Origin of the sequence: Aquimarina sp. AD1, assembly GCF_003443695.1 — a bacterium.
Taxonomy (GTDB): Bacteria; Bacteroidota; Bacteroidia; order Flavobacteriales; family Flavobacteriaceae; genus Aquimarina; species Aquimarina latercula.
Genome location: NZ_CP031966.1, coordinates 5,417,188 through 5,440,909 on the forward strand (window position 1 = coordinate 5,417,188; position 23,722 = coordinate 5,440,909).

Annotated in this window: 21 protein-coding genes; 13 read left to right on the forward strand and 8 right to left on the reverse strand. The window is 30.7% G+C overall.

Annotated features, from left to right (window positions below; translation table 11 throughout):
• Positions 1-40 precede the first annotated feature (40 nt).
• The 5 genes from D1815_RS23350 to D1815_RS23370 form a co-directional block, all read right to left on the reverse strand.
• A complete protein-coding gene (locus D1815_RS23350) occupies positions 41-787 on the reverse strand; it encodes a LytTR family DNA-binding domain-containing protein (RefSeq protein ID WP_027392235.1) in 747 nt (248 codons plus the stop codon).
• Positions 784-1,821: a sensor histidine kinase gene (locus D1815_RS23355; protein WP_051336014.1), complete on the reverse strand. Its 1,038-nt coding sequence runs from the start codon at positions 1,819-1,821 to the stop codon at positions 784-786. Before D1815_RS23355 ends, D1815_RS23350 begins: the two co-directional genes overlap by 4 nt.
• A 10-nt stretch (positions 1,822-1,831) precedes the next feature.
• Positions 1,832-2,698 (reverse strand): DUF4249 domain-containing protein, encoded by an 867-nt coding sequence (locus D1815_RS23360; RefSeq protein WP_118389762.1) that lies wholly within the window; start codon positions 2,696-2,698, stop codon positions 1,832-1,834.
• Between the two features lie 11 nt (positions 2,699-2,709).
• Positions 2,710-5,085 carry a TonB-dependent receptor gene (locus D1815_RS23365; protein ID WP_118389764.1) on the reverse strand — a complete coding sequence of 792 codons (2,376 nt, stop codon included), beginning with the start codon at positions 5,083-5,085 and terminating at the stop codon, positions 2,710-2,712.
• 176 nt (positions 5,086-5,261) lie between these two features.
• On the reverse strand, positions 5,262-6,023 hold the full coding sequence (locus D1815_RS23370) for a glycosyltransferase family 2 protein (protein WP_118389766.1): 762 nt from the start codon (positions 6,021-6,023) through the stop codon (positions 5,262-5,264).
• A 66-nt stretch (positions 6,024-6,089) separates the two neighbouring features.
• Here D1815_RS23370 and D1815_RS23375 point away from each other — a divergent pair, with 66 nt between their 5' ends.
• Positions 6,090-6,911, forward strand: coding sequence for a glycosyltransferase family 2 protein (locus D1815_RS23375; protein WP_027392231.1), 822 nt, complete (start codon positions 6,090-6,092; stop codon positions 6,909-6,911).
• Here the strand turns inward: D1815_RS23375 and D1815_RS23380 are convergent.
• Both D1815_RS23380 and D1815_RS23385 read right to left on the reverse strand, forming a co-directional pair.
• Complete coding sequence (locus D1815_RS23380; protein ID WP_118389768.1) at positions 6,908-7,972, reverse strand: glycosyltransferase family 9 protein; 1,065 nt, start codon at positions 7,970-7,972, stop codon at positions 6,908-6,910. The two genes, D1815_RS23375 and D1815_RS23380, sit on opposite strands and share 4 nt — an antisense overlap.
• A gap of 72 nt (positions 7,973-8,044) precedes the next feature.
• Positions 8,045-8,860 (reverse strand): 2,3,4,5-tetrahydropyridine-2,6-dicarboxylate N-succinyltransferase, encoded by an 816-nt coding sequence (locus tag D1815_RS23385; RefSeq protein ID WP_027392229.1) that lies wholly within the window; start codon positions 8,858-8,860, stop codon positions 8,045-8,047.
• A 125-nt stretch (positions 8,861-8,985) separates the two neighbouring features.
• Between D1815_RS23385 and ruvX the strand changes: the two genes are divergently transcribed.
• The 5 genes from ruvX (at position 8,986) to yidC (ending at position 14,380) form a co-directional block, all read left to right on the forward strand.
• Positions 8,986-9,396 carry a Holliday junction resolvase RuvX gene (ruvX, locus tag D1815_RS23390; RefSeq protein ID WP_027392228.1) on the forward strand — a complete coding sequence of 137 codons (411 nt, stop codon included), beginning with the start codon at positions 8,986-8,988 and terminating at the stop codon, positions 9,394-9,396.
• Positions 9,397-9,441: 45 nt separating this feature from the next.
• On the forward strand, positions 9,442-10,032 hold the full coding sequence (gene def, locus D1815_RS23395; RefSeq protein WP_027392227.1) for a peptide deformylase: 591 nt from the start codon (positions 9,442-9,444) through the stop codon (positions 10,030-10,032).
• 103 nt (positions 10,033-10,135) lie between these two features.
• A complete protein-coding gene (locus D1815_RS23400) occupies positions 10,136-10,555 on the forward strand; it encodes a DUF5606 domain-containing protein (protein WP_027392226.1) in 420 nt (139 codons plus the stop codon).
• Between the two features lie 205 nt (positions 10,556-10,760).
• Complete coding sequence (locus tag D1815_RS23405; protein ID WP_027392225.1) at positions 10,761-12,395, forward strand: CTP synthase; 1,635 nt, start codon at positions 10,761-10,763, stop codon at positions 12,393-12,395.
• Between the two features lie 101 nt (positions 12,396-12,496).
• On the forward strand, positions 12,497-14,380 hold the full coding sequence (yidC, locus tag D1815_RS23410; protein ID WP_118389770.1) for a membrane protein insertase YidC: 1,884 nt from the start codon (positions 12,497-12,499) through the stop codon (positions 14,378-14,380).
• A gap of 70 nt (positions 14,381-14,450) precedes the next feature.
• Here the strand turns inward: yidC and D1815_RS23415 are convergent, their stop codons facing one another.
• Positions 14,451-15,443 carry a fasciclin domain-containing protein gene (locus tag D1815_RS23415; RefSeq protein ID WP_118389772.1) on the reverse strand — a complete coding sequence of 331 codons (993 nt, stop codon included), beginning with the start codon at positions 15,441-15,443 and terminating at the stop codon, positions 14,451-14,453.
• 255 nt (positions 15,444-15,698) lie between these two features.
• On the opposite strand from D1815_RS23415, the gene D1815_RS23420 reads away from it, so the two are divergent.
• From D1815_RS23420 to D1815_RS23450, 7 genes are all read left to right on the forward strand, one after another.
• The gene (locus D1815_RS23420; RefSeq protein ID WP_118389774.1) at positions 15,699-16,385 is read left to right on the forward strand and encodes a toxin-antitoxin system YwqK family antitoxin; all 687 of its coding nucleotides are present in this window, start codon (positions 15,699-15,701) and stop codon (positions 16,383-16,385) included.
• 143 nt (positions 16,386-16,528) lie between these two features.
• A complete protein-coding gene (gene mnmA / locus D1815_RS23425) occupies positions 16,529-17,716 on the forward strand; it encodes a tRNA 2-thiouridine(34) synthase MnmA (protein ID WP_118389776.1) in 1,188 nt (395 codons plus the stop codon).
• A 25-nt stretch (positions 17,717-17,741) separates the two neighbouring features.
• Positions 17,742-17,915, forward strand: a complete 174-nt coding sequence (locus tag D1815_RS24120; RefSeq protein ID WP_118389778.1) for a T9SS type A sorting domain-containing protein — start codon at positions 17,742-17,744, stop codon at positions 17,913-17,915.
• The gene (locus D1815_RS23435) at positions 17,915-18,859 is read left to right on the forward strand and encodes a nitronate monooxygenase family protein (protein ID WP_118389780.1); all 945 of its coding nucleotides are present in this window, start codon (positions 17,915-17,917) and stop codon (positions 18,857-18,859) included. The genes D1815_RS24120 and D1815_RS23435 overlap by 1 nt, the downstream gene beginning before the upstream one ends.
• A gap of 318 nt (positions 18,860-19,177) precedes the next feature.
• Positions 19,178-19,951 carry a nucleoside triphosphate pyrophosphohydrolase gene (mazG, locus tag D1815_RS23440; protein ID WP_118389782.1) on the forward strand — a complete coding sequence of 258 codons (774 nt, stop codon included), beginning with the start codon at positions 19,178-19,180 and terminating at the stop codon, positions 19,949-19,951.
• A 228-nt stretch (positions 19,952-20,179) separates the two neighbouring features.
• Entirely contained in the window at positions 20,180-21,691 is a 1,512-nt protein-coding gene (locus tag D1815_RS23445) for an AraC family transcriptional regulator (RefSeq protein WP_118389784.1), read from the forward strand.
• Between the two features lie 509 nt (positions 21,692-22,200).
• Positions 22,201-23,637, forward strand: coding sequence for a helix-turn-helix domain-containing protein (locus D1815_RS23450; protein WP_162144479.1), 1,437 nt, complete (start codon positions 22,201-22,203; stop codon positions 23,635-23,637).
• The last annotated feature ends 85 nt before the right edge of the window (positions 23,638-23,722 follow it).

The following is a 23,722-nucleotide window of genomic DNA, read 5'->3' on the forward strand; positions in this document are numbered from 1 at the left end:
AAATCAGTATCATAAACACAGAGATTCGGTATGTAAGAAACTATAGAGAAAGCCATTTTTTAAACTTTCCTATTTTTTCGATCGCAACAAAAATGTTGCTTTCAGAAGCAATAGGAGTTAATGATACTTTTATTCTAGATTTGGATGTATAGTACATTTCTTCAATACATTTTAGATGAATTATGTATTTTCTGTTAATCCTAAAATAATTGGAAGGGTCTAATTCTTGTTCTAATTTTTTTAAAGAAAAATCTATAGGAATCTTTTTACCATTCCAGAGTTGAATGAAAGTTAGTTTTTCTTCCGTATAGAAATATGCAATTTGATCAATTTCGATAGTCTTTAAACTATTGTTCATTTTTACTAAAAATCGTTTTTTATAATCTTTTCCGTTGTGAAGAAACAAGTCTTTGTATTCAGGCAACTTGTTTTTATTAAGTCCAAAGAATTTATCGATGCTCCTTGATAATGAGTTTTTAGCGACTGGTTTTAATAAATAATCAATACTGTTTTGTTCGAATGCTTTAATTGCATATTCTGAGTATGCGGTGGTAAAAATTATTGGAGTATTTATTTCTAATATTTTAAAGATTTCGAAAGAATATCCATCGGATAAATTGATGTCCAAAAAAATTAAGTCAGGACTCTCTGTCGATAAATACTGTATTGATTCATTTATGGAGGTCAGAACCTTAACAATCATTATTTGGTTATTGACTTCTTGAATTAGATTTTGTAATCTAATAGCTGCAATACTCTCATCTTCTATAATAATAGCTTTGGTCATATTTCAGGTTGAATAAGTGGTATAGAGGCTATGTAATTGTTGTTAAGTATGTTAAAAACAGGAATCTCGGAATGCAACATCTTGTATTGATTTACTAAGTTCTTTTGTCCAATACCAAGCGATTTTTCATAATCATTATTTTTAGGTTGGAAGTTATTCACGACTTTAAGACTTAAATTATCAATTGAAATAGTTATTTTTAAAGGTTTACTGATGTCCACACTGTTATGTTTGATAGCATTTTCAAAAAGTAATTCTAAAGTCATAGGAGGTAGTAGAAGGTGTAGTTTAGATTCTTCGATATCATTTTGAAAAATGATACTTTCTCCAAATCGAATTTTCTGCAATGACATGTATGAATTAATAAGTTCTAATTCTTTTTTTAACGGTACTACTACCTCTTCGCTCTGAGTTAAGTTATAACGGTAAATATTAGATAATTCTTGTAAAAAGTGTTCTGCTTTTTTAGTGTCAATACTTATTAAGCCAGATAAACTATTAAAACTATTAAAAAGAAAATGAGGATTTAATTGTTTTTTTAAGGCCAAGTATTGAGCTACTGATTTTTCATTTTGATATTGCGTGAGCTTAATTTTGATGTCCTGTTTCTCTTGCTGAGATTCTAAGAAAATTTCAATAAAATATACGAAAGCAATGACTGCGAAATTGATTAATAAAACTAGCCAGAACACCAAATCAAAAAAAGATCTTTCAAGTTCTTTATCATTTTCAAATGTATAAGCAACTGTCTGCCAGATAAATGTTAGTGTAACTGTTTTTGTTAAAATAACGGTAGTCCAAACACTTAAGAACTGAGATCTATTTTCTATATCTATTATTTTTGGAATTAGTTTGTTTTTTAAATAAACTCTAGACCAAAAAATAAACAAAGTATAAATGAAACTTACAGGTAATAATATAATAGTTTCAGAAAGCCCTTCTTTTAGATCAGCAGTATAAATTTCACTAATAAGGTGAAAAGCATTAAACAGAAGAATAATGAATAAATAAAAATAAATCCTGTTAGTTTTCAATTTATTAGTTTTAATTTTCTATGATTGTTATGGTATCTTCTTCGATATCTACTGTATAAAAGAACCCTAATGCTCTATTATTGGGGTTGCTTAAATTTATTAAATTTCCACGTATTGAAGCTGGTGGCGGGTTACCAATTATTGGATTACCTAAATTTCCTGTTTGTATAAACAATTCGTTTAAGAAATCGAAATAGTCTTCAGATATTGATAATTGTTGTGCTGTAGCAATATCTCCGATTTCAAAAGGCACTTCATCATTTGGATTTACACCAATACGTTGTCTACCATCAAAGAATTCATCTGAAACAATTAAAACCTCGCTATTTCCTGGATCCGGAACTATAATAAATTCATTATTTTTAAAAAGGCGATAATAATAAAAATTAGCAATATCTATAGGGTCTGTAGTATCAAATTTAACAAAATATCCTGCATCTGTTGCGATTGTTTCTTCTTCAAATTCAAAATAGAAATTATCAAATGAAGGTACTTCACTTATAGAATCTGATCCTTCGTAGGTTTCTTCATTCCAGTTTATTGTAATGGTATATGTGTTTCCGATTTCTGGAATTATATCCGAGTTTTCGTAAATTCCATTTGTTGAATGATTAAATGTCCAAGAATTAGTTCCATCTGTTATTGTAACTACTGCGTTATCGACAAAAGGAAGATCTTCTGTAGATAAAAACGAAGCAGTGGTGGTTAATTGAATTCTCTGTGTTGCTAGTGGAGTTACAGTGTTTCTCTCTAATCCGCCATTAAGAACTAACCTCGGAGTACTCTCATTTAAGGTGATGTCACTGGTTACATCTGTCTCACACGATATGAAAAGTAATGAGATGATTAGTATGGATGTTATAAATATATTTTTCATTTGATGTTTTTTTAAAATTTGAATTCATAAGATATACTTGGAACGATACCAAAGAATGATAGCTTGGTTGCCTGCGTCATTCCGGTCGCAATTTCTTGATCTCCAACCTCTCCAACTTCATTAAAGTAGATAGAAGCTGCGTTTTGTCTGTTATACACGTTTACAAGACTGAATACCCATTTACCGTTTTTTCCTTTTTTAGGATTTAGAGTAGCTGATATGTCTAATCTGTGATAGGCAGGTAATCGATTTCCATTTCTATTATTGTAATCCGCGACTACTAATCCATTTTGTTCATATCGCCCTGTAGGATAGGTTACAGGTCTTCCTGAACCAAAAACAAAATTGGCTCCAAAATCCCATCTTTTATTTAGTTTATAGAATCCAACTAGATTTAATTTGTGTAATTGATCACTGTTAGATGGGTAGTATTCGTTATTGTTGATTCCGAGAACTTTAGTTTCTGATTTAGCAAGTGTATAGCTTAACCATCCAGTTAATCTACCTTCATTTTTATTTAGTTGTACTTCTAATCCATATGCTCTTCCTTCTCCTTGTGCAATTTGCGTTTCTATCTCTTCAGTAAATATTAGATCCGCTCCATCAATAAAATCAGTAACATCATTAAGTTTCTTGTAATATGTTTCGAGACTTAAGTCATATTTTCCTTTATTGAATGATGTAAAGTATCCTAACGCTAATTGATCAGCATATTGTGGCTTTATATAGGGACCACTTGGAGACCATACGTCCAGAGGAGTAGGAGAGGTAGTGTTGGAAATTAAATGTAAATACTGATACATTCTATTATAACTTAGTTTAAAAGAATTAGAATCATTTAGTAAATATCTTGCGGATACTCTAGGTTCTATTCCGTTAAATGATTTTATATTATCTCCAGAACCGTATTGTGTAGTTCCTATTACTTCATTTTCTTCATAAATATCTTGTTCGGCATAATAGGTTAAAGGAGTTCCTGTTTCATATTGGTTTATTTCTTGGGACCCTAGTCGAAAAAAGTTGGACCATCTTAGCCCATATTGAACACTAAGTTTATTTGATAATTTTTGTTTTAGATCAACATAAACCCCGTTTTCTAAACCAAACTTATCACTAAATTCTTCTCCATTGATACTGGATCCATTTAGAGATGATATTTTTCCAGGTTTAAATTGATAATATGTCATATCTACTCCTGTTTTAAGTGTGTTGTTATTATTAATGTACCAAGACAGTTTTGGTTTTAGGTTGTAGTTGGTGATACTGGATTTCCATCTAAACTCGGAACCTGTTCTTAGATTATCTAAGTTGTATTCGTAATTACTAAAAATAGCGGAAGTCTGTAGAAATAATTTCTCGTTGATAACGCTTGTCCATCTTAATGTTCCAGATGTATTTCCCCAAGTTGTTCCTAATAATCCATCAAGTTCAAATGTGTCTCTACCGAAATATCCTGAAAGAAATAATCGATTGTTTTTATTCAAGTCATAGTTCGCTTTTAGATTGAAATCATAGAAAAATAAAGAGCTATCTTCAAAATCCTCTAGAAGGAATGAAAATAGGTCTATGTATGATCTTCTACCTGCTAACATATAACTACCTGAAGCTTCTTCTTTATCACCTTTTAGAATAGGTCCTTCAATTAATGCTTTGGCAGAGATAAGACCTATTCCGATGTTCCCTCCAAATTTTTTAGTATTCCCTTCTTTTTGTTTTATATCCAGTACAGAAGATAATCTTCCTCCATATATAGCTGGAATTCCTCCTTTGTATAATTTAGCATTTTTGATGGCGTCAGAATTGAATACAGAGAAGAAACCAAATAAATGTGAAGCGTTATATATAGTAGCTTCATCCAGTAATATTAGATTTTGATCTACAGAGCCACCTCTTACATTAAATCCAGAAGAGGCTTCGTTTACACTGGATACTCCTGGTAATAGTTGTAATGATTTTAGTACATCAGGTTCTCCAAGGATAGCTGGCATTTTCTTAATAGTTTCTCCTTGTAATGAAATAACACTCATTTCTGTTGATTCGATTTTTTTTCTTGTGTTATTAGATGAAATGATGATTTCATCTAATTGAGCTAACTCTTCTGTTAGATTAAAATCTATTTTTTGATTATTTGTAATTTGAATTTCTTTAAGAATAGTTTTATATCCTAAATAACTGATTTCTATTTGATGGGTTCCTTTTTCTATGTTCATGGAATAAAAACCATAATCATTTGTTGTGGTTCCTATGGAATTATCAATAATGATATTAACTCCTAGTAATTTCTCTCCAGAGCTAACATCTTTTATATATCCACTTATGGTAAATTGTTCTTGTCCAATTGTTCCAAGTGTGCATAAAAAGAGCAGGTATACAATTTTTTTGATCATATGCATATAGTTTTAAATATTTTTTATTCAAAACTATATGAGAAGCTTTCTTGGATTTTAGAAATATGGATAAACCTTGAAAAAACCCGATGAGCCATTATTTTTTTACGTGAATAAAAATAGAATAGCAGGTTTTATTATCAAAAGCCTTTGTTTAGTTAGGTTAGAATGCTGATTTATTGTTTTTGTTGTTTAATTAATTCCCTTAGCTTAGAGTATTTTAGAAAAGTAATGTTCGCAGTTTGTATGCATATAACAAAGCCATTAAATCCGTCTAGAAATCCAAATCTTAGAAAATAAGATTTTAAAAATGCCCAAGTTGGATTAAGAATAATCTTCCAAATAGGAGCTCTTTTTCCTAGTTGATAGTAAGATTGTGCTGATATTGTAGAGAACTTATCTGTTTTAAGATTAAATTCCTGGTAGGTCGCATAATTCCAATGTAATATATCACCTTTTAGTTTTGAGGAAGCTTTAGGGGCTGTCAGTTTAAAAGAATCGTGAGGATTTATACCTTTCCACTCTCCCTTTCCCTTTATAAAAGCCCTTAATTTTTTATCTGGATACCAATCAGAGTATTTTATCCATTGCCCACAAAAATTATTATATCGATTCATATAATATCCATCGTGAATCCAATTGGATTTTAATTTTATCAAAGAGTTCTGAAGTTCACAAGATAAAGCCTCATCACCATCTAATGATATAATATGATCATTAGAAGCTTGAGTAATAGCAAAGTTTTTTTGTTCTATATATCCTAAAAACTTTTGCTTAATAAATTTTACATCAAACTGTTTACATATTTCCTCTGTTCTATCTGTAGAAAAAGAATCGACAATAACGATTTCATCAACCACACCCACTAAAGATGAGAGGCATCGCTCTATTTTTTTTTCTTCATTGTAAGTGATAATAACAGCAGAGAGTTTAACCATTCGGATACTTTAAGATTGATGCTTTATTTATAAATGTATCGTGCAAAAATAGTTATTTTTACGGCAATGCAATCACTAGAAATAACAGTAATCATAAGTACTTACAATCAACCAGAATGGTTGAGTAAAGTGCTATTTGGATATGAATGCCAAAGTATAAAGAATTTTCAAGTAATTGTTGCAGATGACGGGTCAACAGAAGATACAAAGGAATTAGTTTTAAAGTTTTCTAAAAGAGTTAGTTATCCTTTAAAACATATTTGGCACGAAGATCAAGGGTTTAGAAAAACAGTAATTTTAAATAAAGCTATTACAGTAGCAGATTCTGATTACCTATTATTTACGGATGGTGATTGTATTCCTAGAAAGGATTTTGTTGAAACTCACCTGCGGATGAGAAAACTCGGTTGTTTTTTGTCAGGAGGGTATTTTAAGTTGCCAAAAGATATTTCTGAATTGATTTCTGAACAGCATATAAAAAATCAAGAATGTTTTGATGCTAAATGGTTAATAAGTAAAGGGCTAAAATCTTCTTTTAAGCTAAATAAATTAACAGCTGATGGATGGAAAGAACGTTTTCTTAATTTTAGTACACCCACTAAAGCTACTTGGGATGGTATGAATGTCTCTGGATGGAAAAAAGATGTTTTATTGGTAAATGGTTTCGATGAGCGAATGCAATATGGAGGAGAGGATAGAGAGATAGGAGAACGTTTATTTAATCTAGGAATAAAGGCTAAACAGATACGATATAGTGCAATTTGTGTACATCTATATCACGAAAGAGGATATGTTCATCCAGAAATGATTACAAGGAATAAGGCTATAAGAAAAGTTACAAAACGAGATCAAGTGATTAGAACTCCTTTTGGAATTGAAAAGGACTAAAGATTTAAATTTTTAAGGAACGTTTTAAGTTTTGGGATTATTAATTCTGAAGAAAGATTTTTATATAATTCTAATGCATGATCTTTCATTTCTTTTGGAGTTTTATCTCCATATAATTCGGGCTTGGTGTCATAAAGATGTACAGAGTCATGTGTAATACCATCTTCAAACATATTCCAGTCCTTTTTAATAATCCAAGGCGAAAAAATAGTAAAAGTTGGTTTGTCTAGGGCTTTTGCCATATTTACAGCTCCGCCTTCATTTCCAATTAAAACATCGCAATGAGATAATATAGCTATAAATTCACGTAAACTTTTTCCGAATACATTAAAATGAATATGTTGTTGTGTGCTTTTTGTTGTTAAATCATAAATAGTCTTGGCATCTTTTTCTTGACTAGGTATATAGTTAAAAAGAATATTGGCTGAGGTTGTTGTCACAATTTCATCAATAACTTTGGACATGTATTCGAAAGGTAGTGTTTTTCTAATTTCGCTACCTACAACACTTATCATTATCAGCGGTGTCTCTGAAGAAATTCCGTTGGTAGTTAGATATGCTTTAGAAGTTTCCTGTTCTTTTTTTGTCAAAAATATTTTAGGACGAATTATGTTGGAAGTAAGTCTGTCTTCAGGATATACCAACCGAAGTCGATTTTCTATTGCAATAGAAGCATTAGTAATAGGGTCTGATTTTCTATGTACTACTTCAGAATAAATAAATTTAGTGTACCATTTATAAAAAGATATTTTTTTTGGGGCTTTCGAAAAGAAAGAAATAAGATTGCTTTCTAATTTTCCGTATGCATCTATAACCAAATCATATTTTGCCTTTTTGATTTCTTTTAGAAATGAATAAAATGCTTTTTTACTATCGCGATATTCATTTTTAAATTCAATAATTGTGTTGAAAAAAGGGTTTTCTAGAGTTACTGGTTTTGTATTAGAATTTACTAAATAGTCAATCGTTGCATTAGGGTACTCTTTAGTTAGTGCCTCACAAATAATTGTACTTGTAAGTACATCACCGATCATTTTTTGCTGAATGACTAATATTTTCATTTACCTAACTATTGATTAAAAGAATGAGCTTGCCTAAAAGACAAGCTCACAAGTATACATATTCATTTCTAATTATACAGCTACATCGTGCTCTCTCAAGGCATCATTTAGGGAAGTCTTTTTATTAGTACTTTCTTTACGCTTACCAATAATTAAGGCACAAGGAACATTATATTCTCCTGCAGCAAACTTTTTAGTATAACTTCCTGGTATAACTACTGATCTTGCAGGTACGACTCCTTTTCTTTCTACAGGTGTATCACCAGTTACATCAATAATTTTGGTAGATGCAGTTAATACCACATTGGCACCAAGTACAGCTTCAGTTTCTACGCGTACTCCTTCTACTACGATGCATCTAGATCCGATAAATGCATTATCTTCTATGATAACAGGAGCCGCTTGAAGTGGTTCTAAGACACCACCAATTCCAACACCACCACTTAGATGAACATTTTTTCCAATCTGAGCACAACTACCTACCGTTGCCCAAGTATCTACCATGGTACCTTCATCTACATATGCACCAATGTTTACGTAACTAGGCATTAGTATGGTTCCTGGAGAAATATAAGCTCCATGACGAGCTACGGCATTAGGAACGACTCTAATTCCTTTTTCTTTATACCCTTTTTTTAATGGAATTTTATCGTGGTATTCAAAAATACCAGCTTCAAGTGTTTCCATTTTCTGAATAGGAAAATAGAGCACAACTCCTTTTTTTACCCATTCATTTACTTGCCATCCATCTTTAGTTGGTTCTGCTACGCGAAGTTCACCAGCATCTAATAAGTCGACTACTTTTCTTATAGCATCCTGAGTGTTTGACTCTTTTAAAAGCTCTCTATTATCCCAAGCTTTTTCTATGGTTTCCTTTAGTTGGTTCATTTATTAAAAATTTTCGTAAAGATAACAGCTTCATTCGAAAATCATATGCTCATTGAATATTTTAGGATACTCTTAATAATTAGAACTATTTTATAATAATGTCATACTTTTGCACAAAATATAATATGGCAAGGATTTTAGCAATAGATTATGGAGGAAAGCGATGTGGAATTGCTGTTACAGACGAGTCAAAGATTATAGCCTCTGGATTGACTACTGTAGATACTAAGGATTTATTGAATTGGTTACAAGAATATGTTTCAGCCGAAGATGTAGAGTTATTTGTAGTGGGAGAACCAAAACGCTTACACGGAGATCCTTCTGAAAGTGAGAAATTGATACAGCCGTTTTTGGAGAAGTTGTCAAAAATGTTACCTGATATTCCTGTGAAAAGAATAGATGAGCGATTTACTTCTAAAATGGCTTTTGATACAATGATTGCCAGTGGAATATCTAAAAAGAAACGAAGAGATAAGGCATTGGTAGATCAGATTAGTGCTACCATCATCCTTCAGGATTACCTTTATAATTTGTAAAGGTAAATTTAAAAATAGAGAATAAAAACAGAGAATATTAATAATATGATTTTACCCATTGTAGCGTACGGCGATCCAGTATTAAAGAAAAAAGCAAAGGAGATTTCTAAGGATTATCCTAAGTTTTCGGAATTGCTTGAAAACATGTTCGAAACGATGTACAATGCTCATGGAGTAGGTCTTGCGGCTCCACAAATTGGACTTCCAATACGTTTATTTTTAGTAGATGCAGAACCTTTTGCGGATGATGAAGAACTTTCTGAAGAAGAGAGAAAAACATTAACAGGGTTCAAAAAAGTTTTTATAAATGCTGAAATTATAGAAGAAACTGGAGATGAATGGGCTTTTACAGAAGGATGTTTAAGCATTCCAGAGGTTAGAGAAGATGTCTTTAGAAAAGAAACGATCAAGATTAATTATTTAGATGAAAATTTTGTGCAACATACAGAAACATATAGTGGTCTAGCTGCTAGAGTGATCCAGCATGAGTATGATCATATTGAAGGAGTTTTGTTCACAGATAAATTATCAAGTCTTAAAAAACGTTTAATTAAAGGAAAACTTACTAATATATCTAAAGGAAAGATTAGTGCTGATTATAGGATGAAGTTCCCTTTAGCTAAAAAAGGACGTTAATCGATTTTTAGAATTTACATAGAATTACAATACAATTTATGTTGGTTAATGTTTGATTTTTAAAAATGAACTACTGATATTTGCCAACTTTGAAGATAAATTTATGAGCTTAGACAAAATATTATCAATTTCTGGAAAACCAGGTTTATATGAATTAAAGGCGCAGACCAGAAGTGGTTTTGTGGCTGAATCATTAGCGGATGGAAAAAAACTTTCTGTTAGTATTCAAAATAACGTTAGTATTCTTAGTGAAATTGCAATCTATACTTTTACAGAAGAAGTTCCTTTAAGAGAAATTTTTAAAAGAATCCAGGAAAAAGAGAATGGAGAAAAAGCAATTAGTCACAAAGAGTCTAAGAATAAGTTAGAAGCTTATTTTAGCGAAGTATTACCTGATTATGATGAAGACAGAGTATATGTAAGTGATATGAAAAAAGTGATACAGTGGTATAATATTTTACAAGCTAAAGGAATTACTGATTTTGAAGAGCCAGAAGAAGTAACTTCTGATGAAGAAGAATAAAAAGTTTTTAGATAAACAAAAAACCCATCTCATTTAGATGGGTTTTTTGTTTTAGAGTTTTAATAATTCATTATCAGTTTTTTACACTGTTAAAGAATTATGGATAAGTTGCAGAAATATTGCTTTATTTTCGATACCTAGTTTGGGTTCTTCTTTGTATTTTTGCGCAAAATTTAAACACAACCGAACAAATAGTTAAGTTTACATGGCTAATACCAAATATGTTTTTGTAACTGGAGGCGTTTCTTCTTCTTTAGGAAAAGGGATTATAGCAGCTTCATTGGCAAAATTGCTACAGGCTAGAGGATACAGAGTTACAATTCAGAAATTAGATCCGTATATCAATGTTGATCCTGGAACATTGAACCCATATGAACATGGAGAATGCTATGTAACCGATGATGGTGCAGAAACCGATCTGGATTTAGGACATTATGAACGCTTTTTAAATACACCAACTTCTCAGGCGAATAACGTAACTACCGGAAGAATATATCAGAGTGTTATTGAGAAAGAACGTCGAGGAGAATTCCTTGGTAAAACTGTTCAGGTAGTACCTCATATAACGAACGAAATAAAAGAAAGAATTCAGATTCTTGGCAAGAGCGGGGATTATGATATTGTAATTACTGAAATAGGTGGAACAGTTGGTGATATTGAATCCTTACCATATATTGAAGCTGTTAGGCAGTTAAAATGGGAATTAGGAGATACGAATGCTTTAGTGATTCATCTTACATTAATACCATACCTTTCTGCCGCTGGAGAATTAAAAACTAAGCCTACACAACATAGTGTGAAAACATTAATGGAAAGCGGTATAAAAGCAGATATTTTGGTGTGTAGAACAGAACATGAGTTGTCAGAAGATCTGAGGAGAAAGCTGGCATTGTTCTGTAATGTAAGGCAAGAGGCGGTTATTCAGTCGATTGATGCATCTACTATTTACGATGTTCCTAATTTGATGTTGGAAGAGGGGTTAGATGCTGTGGTATTAAAACAACTTGTACTTAGAGACGATAATGTTCCTAATTTGGATAAATGGAATGATTTTCTAAAACGACATAAGAATCCTAAGTGTGAAGTAACAATAGGTTTAATAGGTAAATATGTAGAATTACAAGATTCTTATAAATCTATTTTAGAAGCTTTTATTCATGCTGGTGCAGAAAACGAGGTAAAAATAAATGTAGAAAGTATACATTCTGAATATATAGATGATAAGACTATAGCTACTAAAATTGCGCATCTTGATGGTATATTAGTTGCTCCAGGTTTTGGAGAAAGAGGAATAGAAGGAAAGATAAAAGCAGTACAATATGCAAGAGAAAACAAATTGCCTTTTTTCGGTATTTGTTTAGGAATGCAAATGGCAGTTATAGAGTATTCACGTAATGTTTTAGGATTAAAAGACGCATGCTCAGTAGAGGTAGATGAAAACACAGCGTATCCAGTGATTAGTTTGATGGAAGAACAAAAGAATATCACAGATATGGGGGGAACTATGAGGCTTGGTGCTTGGGATTGTGAATTAGTTGACGATAGCAAAGTGTCCGAAGCCTATGGAAAACCTTTAATTACCGAACGCCATCGTCATCGTTATGAATATAATGATCAATACAAAGAACAATTAGAAAAAGCAGGGCTTAAAACAACAGGAATAAATCCTAAAACAGGTTTAGTAGAAATTGTGGAAATTCCTGAACACCCTTGGTTTGTAGGTGTGCAGTATCATCCAGAATATAAAAGTACAGTAGCTAATCCTCATCCGCTTTTTGTAGCTTTTGTAAAAGCAGCAGTGGCATATTCTAACTGTAATAAAGATGTCAAAGTGTCATAGTATCTCTAACTGGCTAGATAATTGACAAAAGAAAAGTAATATAATTTTAGAAAGCCTCTTTTTTAACCTAAAAGGATAGAGGTTTTTTTATACACATATCAATGGAAGAAAAAAAGTTTGACCTTAATACAGTAATTGGATTTGTACTGATATTTGGAATTTTTGCGTGGATGTTTTGGGTTAATAAACCAACACCAGAAGAGATTGAGGCTCAAAAGGCTGAACAAGAACAAGTTGAAGCTCAAGAAAAAACTCAAGATAATAAGACGACAGATTTTGTAAAAGAAAGTGAAGCTATTGTGGCGAATCCACAAGATTCCCTTGCGGTAGTTGCTGCTAAATCTCAATTAGGTGCATTTGCGTATTCTGCTAGTTTGCCTTCTGCAAAAGAAAATGTTACTAAAATTGAAAATGAAGTTTTAACTTTAAAGATTAATAATCGAGGAGGTTATATTCAAGAAGCATTATTAAAAAACTTCAAAACGTATGATTCCGTTCCTTTATATCTAATTAAAGATGGCAAAAACGCTTCATTTAATCTTAATTTCGGAACAACGGATAATAGAATTTTAAATACGAAGGACCTGTTTTTTGAACCAACTGTTACTAAAAATGGGGATAATACTGTTTTGTCCATGAAACTTAAAGTTTCTGATTCTAAGTTTTTAGAATACCGTTATGAATTGAAACCTAATGATTATATGTTGGATTTTTCAATTAAATCACAAGGATTACAACAGGTGTTTAATTCAAGTCAGGTAGTTAATTTAGATTGGAAATTACAGGCTATAAGACAAGCTAAAAGTGCTTCTTACGAAAATCGATATACGGAGATTCTTTATGAGTATGATGGAGGGAAAGATGATTATACTGGACAAGGAGATTTTGCAGAGGACACTGAAGAAGAAGTAACTTGGGTAGGATTTAAACAACATTTCTTTACTTCTGTTTTATTAACAGATACTCCTTTTAAAACAGCAACATTTGCTTCGAAAAATGTTGCTAATACTAGTGAATTAGATGATAAAGACATTAAAGTTACAAAAGAGTTTGCAGCTTCTATGCCTCTAGAACTTAAAGGTGGTGAGTTAAACTATAATATGAACTGGTATTATGGTCCTACGGATTATAAGATTTTAAGTTCTTATGATCGTAACTTAGACGAGATTGTGCCGCTAGGATGGGGGATTTTTGGAGTGATAAATAGATATATATTTATTCCATTTTTTGGGTTTTTAAGTGGTTTTCTACCATATGGTATAGCTATAGTAGTAATGACAATCGTGGTGAGAATTGTATTGTCTCCAGTAACATATAAATCCTATGTTTCTCAAGCGAAAATGAAAATATTAAAGCCTGAGATTACAGAGATTAATGAGAAGTATAAGGATAATGCTATGAAAAAGCAGCAGGAAACTATGGCTTTATATAGTAAGGCTGGGGCGAGTCCTATGAGTGGCTGTCTACCAGCGCTTATGCAGATTCCTGTGTTTTATGCGTTGTTCAACTTCTTTCCGAGTGCCTTTGATTTAAGACAGAAGAGTTTCTTGTGGGCTGATGATTTATCAAGTTATGACACTATTGCAAAATTACCATTCGAAATACCATTTTATGGTGATCATATTAGTTTATTTCCAATATTAGCTTCTATTGCTATATTTATTTATATGATGATGACAACTGGGCAAACGATGCAGCAACAACAACCTGGGATGCCTAATATGAAGTTTATTATGTATTTGTCTCCTTTAATGATGTTGATTTTCTTTAATAACTATGCAAGTGGACTTTCTCTATATTATTTTATTTCTAACTTGATTACTATTGGTATTATGTTAGTTATTAAGAATGTGATTATAGACGAAGATAAAATTCATGCTAAGATTCAAGAGAACAAGAAAAAACCTAAAAAACAAGGTAAGTTTCAGAAGAAGATGAAAGAATTAATGGAGCAGGCAGAACAACAAAAAGCTAGTAAAAAGTAATAAAAACTTTAATATTTAAAAAAAGCCCTTTTTCTAATTAGAAAAAGGGCTTTTATTCATCTACTTATCTCTAGTTTGGAATTATAACGGGTGATAATACCATAACTTGATCTATCACGTGTATAACACCATTAGTGGCTTGTATATCTGTTGTGGTAATATTGCTGGCATTTACAGTATCTGTTCCTTCAGGACGCACAGTTTTTGCTGTAGCATCTATAGTTATTTCTCCAGTTATGCCGGAAAGATTGCCATCAACTAAATTTATTTCTCTAAAGTTAGAATCAGGAATAACATGAATATTTAATGAATTCTCTAAAATAAGTTCTGGAATATCACTAGGAGTATTCCAAGAAGCATCAGTATCTAATAGAGTATCAAAAGCAGTGTTATTTGGGGCGAAAACTGTAAAAGGACCATCTCCTTGTAAAGTAGTAACATAGTCAAAACTATAAGCGGTTAAAGCTTCTACCAATCTTGAGAAATTAGGATCTGCTGTAGCAAAAGTGGTTACATCAGGTAAACCAATTACTGCGTCTATTTTATGAATTATACCGTTAGATGCTGCAATATCTGGTGTGCTTACAGTTGCACCTCCATTAAAAACAACACCATTTGTAGTATTGTAGTACATACTAATAGTTGATCCATTAGGGCCAGCGGTTGAAGAAGTTTCAGTATAACCAGCTACATTGTTAGTAAGTGTAGTGGAACTAACTTCTCCAGGAATTACGTGATTTAATAAGATTTGTTGTAATTCATCTGTTGGCACAGCGCTAATATCTGCATAATTGTTCGCGGTTAGAAAGGCTTGTATAGCTGTGTTTGTTGGAGCTAAAACAGTAAATGGTCCACTACCATTAAGTACAGATACTAAATCTCCATCTGCAGCAGCAAGAGCTGTTACCAATAAAGATAAATCTGAGTCTGCAGTTGCGATAGCAACTATATTATCATCTGTGGGTATGATAACATTACCATCATCATCATCGCCACAAGATGAAGCTGTTAAAATTAATGCTGTTATAACAATAGCATTGGTGATTTTTGAAATAATTTTCATTTTTTTGAGTTTTAAAAGTTAAAATTTGTTCAGATAAGCTAACGGAGTATTTATTTCATATATTTTCAACAATTTGTTAAACAAAAGTTAACAAGGTATGGTTTTGAGATTAGTTAGTTGTTTTTTTAGAAATTTTAATGTTTTTTTTGTAAGATTTTTTTAGATAAAAAAATAAAATATTTTCTTTTGATTATATTTTTGATGAATATTGGTATGTTTTTTGGACTATCAAATTACTAAAAATGAAATAAAACCATGCGAAATAGATTTTTGTTTTTCGTTTTTACTTACATAACCGCTATAGGATATGCTCAGAAGTTTAACTCTTTTGATGCAGATGGTAAGAGACATGGAAAATGGCAAAAGAAATATGAGAATAGTGATCAACTTCGTTATGAAGGGACTTTTGATCACGGCAAAGAAGTTGGAGAGTTTAAGTTTTATAAACCAAATAGTGGAAAAATGCCAACAGCTATTAAAGTTTTTGCTTCCAATAGTGATAGTGTGCAAATAAAATACTTTACTGCTAAAGGAAAGGTTATTAGTAAAGGAAAAATGTTTGGTAAGCAAAGAGTTGGAGTATGGACTTATTATCATAAAGGATCCTCTGAAATAATGATGACTGAAGAATATAAAGCTGGAAAATTAGATGGAGAACAGAAAACATATTTTGAAAACGGTCAGCTAACCGAAAAAATAATTTATACTAAAGGTAAAAAGCAAGGTAAACGAATAGTATATTCCCAGAAAGGAGTTTTAATTAAGGAGTTTACTTATGTAGATGACCAATTACATGGAATTACGAAGTACTATGATGTAAAGGGGAAAGTTAAAATAGAAGGTACTTATAAAAGGGACCGTAAAGATGGAGTGTGGAATTATTATGAAAATGGGAAGTTATTAGAACAGAAAACATTCCCTCTTGGAAAAACAGGTTCATAGTATCAATTTTTAGAATCGATAGATAGATAAAACCTTAGAGCAATGCATAAGCATTGCTTTTTTTATTTATTATTTTTGCAGATAATTTTTAAAATAAAGATTTCTTCATTTTTTGAAGATATTAAGTAAAGAAAGCGTTGGTAATGAAAAGGGTTATTGTAGGTTTATCAGGAGGAGTAGATTCAAGTGTAGCGGCATATCTTTTAAAAGAACAAGGATATGAAGTGATAGGTCTTTTTATGAAAAATTGGCACGATGATTCTGTTACTATTTCTGACGAATGTCCATGGTTAGATGATAGTAATGATGCTTTACTTGTAGCAGAAAAACTAGGTATACCTTTTCAGACAGTTGATCTTAGTGAAGAGTATAAAGAACGTATCGTGGATTATATGTTCAACGAGTATGAAAAAGGAAGAACACCAAATCCAGATGTACTATGTAATCGAGAGATTAAGTTTGATGTTTTTTTAAAAATAGCAATGTCTTTAGGTGCGGATTATGTTGCAACAGGACATTATTGTAGAAAAGATACAATAATAAAAGAAGGAAAAGAGGTGCATCGCTTATTGGCAGGAAAAGATCCTAATAAAGATCAATCTTATTTTTTATGCCAATTATCACAGGATCAATTATCAAAAACCCTTTTTCCGGTTGGTGAATTACTAAAACCTGAAGTAAGAGAGATTGCAAAAGAACAAAATCTTATTACCGCGGATAAGAAAGATTCACAAGGGCTATGTTTTATAGGAAAAGTAAGACTCCCAGAATTCCTTCAACAAAAATTACAACCAAAACAAGGAGATATTATTGAGATTTCTTGTACAGAAGAAATGTATAATAGAACGATTCCGAATTTTAATTCTAAAAAAGAAGAATTAGAGTTTCTTTCTTTAAAATATCAATACGATATCGCTAATGGGAAAGTTGTTGGGCAACATCAAGGGGCACATTATTATACCAAAGGACAACGAAAAGGTTTGGCAGTAGGAGGCACTCCAGAACCATTGTTTGTTATCGAAACTGATGTGAATACTAATGTGATTTATACTGGACAAGGTAAAGCACATCCCGGTTTATATAGAAGAGCTCTTTTTATTAGTAATGAAGAATTACACTGGGTTCGATCAGATATTAAATTGCAGATAGATCAAGAATTAGATGTAATGGCAAGAATACGATATCGACAACCTCTTGATAAGGCAACTTTATATCAAGTAGATTCAGGTATGTATATTGTTTTTGAAAACCCTCAGAGTGCAATTACGGAAGGACAATTTGTTGCTTGGTATATTGATGAAGAATTAGTTGGGTCTGGAGTAATTTCGTAAATTATTTCAATTATTTTCCAATTCCATTACTATTTTATCTATTAAAATTCGGATTTTTACCGCTGAGGGCAAATTAGTCAAATCAGAAAGTTTGAAAAGTGGAAAATCTATTGGGCTAAATGATTTGTCAAGCGGTTTATATTTAATAGAATTGATTTCTGGTACCTCGCGTCATACAATGAAGATATCTAAAAACTAATGAATAAGGTCAAAGAACTTTTTAAAATCGAATATCCTATTGTTCAAGGAGGGATGATTTGGGCAAGTGGATGGAAACTTGCAAGTGCAGTTAGTAATTCTGGAGGTTTGGGACTTATTGGAGCAGGTTCTATGTACCCAGATGTATTAAGAGAACATATTCAGAAATGTAAAAAAGCAACGGATAAGCCCTTTGGCGTAAATGTTCCTATGTTATATCCTAATCTTCAAGAAATTATAGAGATTATAATTGAAGAGGAAGTTAAGATAGTTTTTACATCTGCAGGTAATCCTAAAACATATACTTCTTATCTTAAACAGAAAGGTATTACTGTGGTACATGTCGTAAGTAGCTTGAAATTTGCTATGAAAGCACAAGATGCCGGAGTAGACGCTGTTGTAGCTGAAGGTTTCGAAGCAGGAGGTCATAATGGAAGAGATGAGACAACTACCTTGGCATTAATTCCCATGGTAAAGGAAAAGATTAAGATTCCTTTAATTGCGGCTGGAGGTATTGCCACAGGTTCTTCTATGTTTGCTGTAATGGCATTGGGAGCTGATGGAGTTCAGATTGGTAGTAGGTTTGTCGCAAGTGAAGAAGCTTCTTCTCATCATAGCTTTAAACAAATGGTGGTTGATGCTAAGGAAGGTGATACACAGCTTACATTAAAGGAGTTAGCTCCTGTAAGAATGTTGAAAAATAAATTTTATAATGATGTTGCGGCATTGTATGATAAAGGAACATCATTAGAAGAGTTAAAAGTATTATTGGGTCGTGCAAGAGCTAAAAAGGGAATGTTCGAAGGAGATCTGATAGAAGGAGAACTTGAAATAGGACAGGTATCAGGCTTGATTAATAATATCAAACCAGTTGATGAAATAGTGAAAGATCTAGTGTCTAATTTTAAAGAAATACAGAAAACAATGAGTGAAATTCAACTTTGATTACTTGGTTTTAGAAAATACTAAATCCAAAATGTATTTCTTACAAATATTTAAGTATCATAGGAGTTTAATTTTTTCATGAGTATTCCCTGTATACCATCTTACATCACGCTTTTTTTTGGATGCACTGCTAATTGAGTCATCGGATTAAAATGTCCGTCAGCGTATATACAAGCAAAAAGAATTTTAATGGAGTACATAAAAAGTATTTTACTGTTAAGAGAACTTCAAATCTATAGTTTTTTTATAAAAAATTACTTTTATTCTTAAATTATAAGGAGCCTAATATTATCCTTATTTTTGAAATAAAACTATACAATGAACTCTAGGGAAAATCAATTAAAAGCTTTTGATAGGTTGCTTACTATAATGGATGAATTGCGAGAGCAATGTCCATGGGATAAAAAACAGACATTACAGTCACTTAGACATCTTACTATTGAAGAAACTTATGAACTAGGTGATGCTATATTAGATAATAATTTAGATGAGGTTAAAAAAGAGCTTGGAGATTTATTATTACATATAGTTTTTTATGCTAAAATAGGAAGCGAAACTAAAGATTTTGATATTGCCGACGTGGCCAATGAAATATGTGAAAAATTAATTAGTCGTCATCCTCATATTTATGGTGATGTAGAAGTAATAGATGAAGAAGATGTAAAACGAAATTGGGAGAATTTAAAACTTAAAGAAGGTAAAAATAGTGTTTTAGAAGGTGTTCCTAAATCTTTGCCCGCTTTAGTCAAAGCAAGCCGAATACAAGATAAGGTTGCAGGAGTTGGTTTCGATTGGGAAGAACCACAACAAGTTTTCGAAAAACTGGAGGAGGAGTTGAGAGAACTTCAAGACGAGATTAGAAAACAGGATACTGATAAGATAGAATCTGAGTTTGGCGATGTATTATTCTCGATGATCAACTATGCTCGTTTCTTAAATGTTAATCCAGAAGACGCATTAGAACGAACCAATAAAAAGTTTATAAAACGGTTTCAGTATTTGGAACAAAAAGCAAAAGAAAAGAGCAAGAGTTTACAGGATATGACACTTGCCGAAATGGATGTATTTTGGGAAGAAGCAAAAAAAATATGATATAATGACGCTTTTTTCTCCATTTTTTTGATATTTAAAATGTAAGATTTATTGATATTTCGCAAGTTAGTTACGGGAATACCATATGATTTATGAATAATTTTTTGTTTTAAAACTATTGATTTTATTGAGTTTTTGGGTAAGATATTATCGGGAGATGCTGTATTTTGAAAAAAATAAGAAAAAATTATCGTAAATTAGGATCAATAATTATTTAGTAATAATTGTGTGGCTAACTCAAAAAAAAATATAAAAATATCTTTACTAGGTGTCTTTGTTTTATTTTCTATTTCTTCAACCGTTTATTGCTTTAGTAGTAATGGGAAAATAGATAAGGATAATACTTTATCCTACACTCAGGGTGGATATGATACTAAAGAGCAATATCAATTTGTAATTGATAAATATCTTAATTCCTTAGAAGAAAACCAAGCGGATTCTTTATCAGTATTTCAGAAATTGGCTTTTACATATTCTGAAATGAGAGAACCGGAACTTGCTGTACAATATATTGATAGGTATGTGAAAGCAAGTTCGGATGTTTCTTTTGCTGGTCATAGTTTTTTTCATAATATAAGTGACTCAGAATCTTATCAGCTATTAACAGATAGGTATCTCAAAAAAGTTGATTTGTGGTCGATTTTTTGTTTGTATGTTGGTTTCATTGGTTTTTTTGTTGCGATAGTTTTAAATCTTAGAAAACGTTCTGACAAAGTGGCTAATCTTTTAATGAGCTTATTTGTATTACTACATTCCTTTTTTATTCTACATATCTGCGCGCTATTGACAAATTATCAATATTATTTTTCACATAGTTTGTACATATCTACTTCTTTTTCATTTTTATATGGTCCTTTAATTTATTTTTATTTTAAAAGAGTTATTAATAAATATGTTTTTAAAACTATAGATCTTTTACATTTAGTTCCTACTGTATTATTAATTGTATTCTTGTTGTTGCCAGTATATTTTTTATCAGCAGAAGAAAAATTAAAAATGATGTTAAATGGTACCGTTCCGCATGGTGCTTTAATCACTATTGTGAAATTGATGTCACTTATGATTTATGGCGGATTGGTTTTAAAAATTTATATTAAGTCAATTAGAGACAAGAGATCAGTTTTACGTTTTGAATCTGTTTGGCAAAGAAATATTGTAATTTTTTGTTCTGTATATATAGTCACATATAGTATTTATGCATTTTTAATTATTTCTAAAATTTACAGTGGTTTTCTATTCAATATGCAGGTTGGATTAATGGCGTTATTAGTATTGTATGTAAGTTATACTGCTTTTGTTCAACCTAGTATTTTCGGAAGCCTAAAGGTGATCAAGACTAAGCCACAAAATAAATTACCTGTTACTAAGTATGTAAAATCTGGACTTACGGAAAGCTTATCAGCAGAATTAAAAGAAAAATTACTGTATTTATTAAACGAAGAAAAAATCTATAAACAAAATAATATAACCCTTCAAGGGCTCTCAGAGTTAATGGACACAACGAGGCATAATACTTCTCAGATAATAAATGAACATTTTAATTTAAACTTTTTTGAGTTAATTAATAAATATAGAATCGAAGAAGCAAAAGAGCTTTTACAAGGTGAAAAGCATAAAAAATTTAATATTATTGATATCGCTTATGAAGTAGGTTTTAATAATAAAGTAACCTTTAATAAGTCTTTTAAAAAGTATAACCAAATCACACCTTCGGAATATCTAAAAACATTTGTAGCTTAGTTTAATTAGGGTACGTTTTAGTAAACATTCTTCGGAATTAAGTAAACATTATTCGGTAAAGGTAAACCTTGATAAGGGTTACCCGACTTTATATTTTCTATCCTTTCTTTTACATTGTAATCATAAAAGGGATGTACATTTTCTATAAAGACTTTGTTCAAGTTTTATGAAATGTAATATTTGAGTTAGCCATGAAGATATTCATTATTGCCATCTCATTATGGTTACATTATTTTCGTTTTAATGATTAAATTTAATTGTATTTAAAGTATTAATATATTGGTTTTAAGTTTTTTAAATTATTTTTATGTAATTTTTAAACTTGTTTTTCGACCAATGGGATGTTCGATTAGTTTTATGAAAATAATAATAAACATATAGTATTTTTATCTACACAGATTTTTCAGCATATTATGTTACAAACTCAATTAAACCTAAAATCTGCTTATTGTTGTATATTTTTACTTTGTTTTCTTTTTAGCGGTGGTCTATTTGCAAAGAATAACAATGTGAACTTAGTGGTAGATTTTATTTCCGACACCACGCATGCTTTAGCTAAAGCTGATACGCTTTTTAGTTTAAAAAAATATGATCTGGCAATTTCGATATACAAAACGTTATTAATTGATGATTATAAGGATCCTAATTATTTACATAAAAGGTTAGCCTTTTCTTATGCTAAATCTGATCAGCCAGATGAGGCTAGTGTTTTTATTGAAAAATACATTCTAGGTACACTTGATGTATCATTTGTAAATCATAGTTACTTCGATTCAATCAAAACATATGATAAATTTAAAATATTGCAAAAAAAATACCAAAGCAAAATTAACGGATGGGCTTTATTTTGTTTATATGTAGGATTTATTGGTGTTTTTATTTCTACTATTTTAATATTTAAACCTACTAAAGATCGATTAGGCAATCTTTTAATTGGTTGTTTTTTATTACTCCATTCTCTTTTTATTCTTAGAGTTAGTATTCTTATTACTAATTATGAATTTTATTTACCACATACATTATATATATCCGCGTCTTTTTCTTTTTTATATGGCCCGTTTATTTATTTCTATTTTAAAAGAATCAATCAACAACATAAATTTCGAAAAGTTGATTTATTGCATTTGCTACCAACGCTTTTGTTTTTGATTTTTATGATACCTATATATTCTTTATCGAGTGAAGAAAAATTATATATGATTATTCATAACGAAAGACCTTATGTTATTTTAATAATGATAGCAAAATTAATTTCATTAATGATTTATGGATTGTTGTTAGTAATGGAACACTTTAATAAAAGAAAGAAAGAGAAGACTTTGGATATATCAAAAAAGAATTGGCAAAGAAACTTAATAATGTTTTATAGTCTTTACGCTGCATTTTATGGAACATATACATTTATTTTCAGAAAATATGAAATGGGAAGTTTATTATTTAATCTTCAAATTTTTCTAATGAATTTGTTAGTGTTATATATAAGTTATAATACGTTTTTTAATCTAGCACTTGTTAGAGATAATAAAAATAGATCTCTAAAAACTCATAACATTAATAAATTGAATCCTTTTAAATATAGTTCTTCAAGTTTAACAACAGAATTGTCGATAGAATTAAAAGATAAACTTGTTAAGCTTATGGACAAAGAAAAAGTATATCGAAAGAATGATATTACTTTGCAAAAAATAGCCGATCTATTAAACACAAATAGGCATAATACCTCGCAGATTATAAATGAACATTTTGGACTAAATTTCTTTGATTTAATTAATTCATATAGAATTAACGAAGCTATGTCAATTTTAAAAAAGAACAAATCTGGGGTTGTCAATATTATTGATGTTGCCTATGAAGTAGGGTTTAATAATAAAGTTACTTTTAATAAATCTTTCAAAAAGTATAATCAGATTACTCCATCCGAATATTTAAGAAGTTTTAGTGTCTAACTAAAAAAATAGTTCTCTCATTTTTATTTTTTAGTATTATAATTAAAGATGTAAAATGCTTTTGTTTTTGATTTTTGTTAAAATC